Consider the following 1,329-nt stretch of genomic DNA (forward strand, 5'->3'; position numbering starts at 1 on the left):
AAGGTTAGCATTAACGGTCGCGTCGTTAGCGATTTTATAGAGGTTAGCGGCGAGGAGAAGATCCGCATAGGCTCGCGCCTTATCAAGCCCAAGACGGAATTTACGATGATCGTTTATAACAAACCAAAAGGCGAGTTAGTTACTAAAAAGGACGATCGCGGCAGGCGGACGATTTACGATAGCTTGCCGGAGGGGTTTAGTAGATTTGTTAGCGTAGGGCGTTTGGATTTCGCAAGCGAAGGGCTTTTGCTACTGACCGATGCGCCAGCGATCGCTACGGCGCTGATGAACAGCGACATCGAGCGAGAGTACTATCTAAAGGTAAAAGGCGAGGTAGGGGATGAGGTCGTAACGGCGATCCGCGAGGGCTTTTTCGCCGCAGACGCGAGCAAGGGCGCGCACGCCAAAAGCAAGATAAAATCGATGGAATTTAAGCCCTTTTTAGGCTACCGCATAATGCCTAGCAGCGGCGGCTATACGAAGATAAAGGCGATCATCAACGAGGGGCAAAACCGCGAGCTGCGTAGATTTTTCGGCTACTTCGATCTGGACGTCGTGGAGCTTAAGCGCACGGCATTCGGTAGAATGACGCTTGGGACGCTAAAGCCCGGCAAATGGCGCTATTTCGATCAGAGCGAATACGAAGATCTGCGCGATTTTTTGAAAGAAAACAAAATCCGCTATTAAATTTAAGGAGGCGAAATGAGTTCAAAGACGAATGCCGCGCGCGTACTGGACGGTCTGAAAATCCCATACGAGATCAAAGAATATGCGGTGGATCCTTTAAATTTAGACGCGGTGCATGTTGCAAACAGCGTGAGAGAGCCGATCGAGCGGGTCTATAAAACGATAGTTTGCACGGCGGATCACGAATACGTCGTGGCCTGCCTGCAAGGCGATCTAAATTTGGATCTCAAGGCGCTCGCGCACATCTGCGGCGCAAAGCGTTGCGAGCTGATGGATTTGAAGGATTTGCAAAAGGTCACGGGCTACATCAGGGGCGGTTGTTCGCCGCTTGGAATGAAAAAGCACTTCCGCACCTTCATCGATGAAAAAGCGCTAACGCAGGAGAAAATTTACGTTAGCGCAGGCGTGCGCGGAAAACAGATTGCTCTCGCAGCAAAGGACCTTGCAGTCGCAACCGAGGCGCAAATTTGTAAAATTACTCACGACTAACGCAGTGTCACTTTTGCTGCCGTTTGCGTAAGTAATGCCGGCGGCGAGCTAGCTAAAATTTACACTGCGAGATTTAGACTTTTAGAATTTGGCGTTGCGCTGCTTGTTAAAACAAGCTCCTGTGCGCCGAGAAAATACAAATCAAATAAATTT

General features: G+C 49.7%; 2 protein-coding genes. Both read left to right on the forward strand.

The window, feature by feature from the left end; all coding sequences use genetic code 11:
* Positions 1-687, forward strand: a 687-nt coding sequence (locus Q0614_RS11065) for a pseudouridine synthase (protein ID WP_298788717.1), incomplete at its 5' end; no start/stop codon positions are given.
* Positions 688-702: 15 nt separating this feature from the next.
* A complete protein-coding gene (gene ybaK, locus Q0614_RS11070) occupies positions 703-1,176 on the forward strand; it encodes a Cys-tRNA(Pro) deacylase (protein ID WP_298788718.1) in 474 nt (157 codons plus the stop codon).
* The last annotated feature ends 153 nt before the right edge of the window (positions 1,177-1,329 follow it).

This window comes from uncultured Campylobacter sp. (assembly GCF_937997595.1).
Taxonomy (GTDB): Bacteria; Campylobacterota; Campylobacteria; order Campylobacterales; family Campylobacteraceae; genus Campylobacter_B.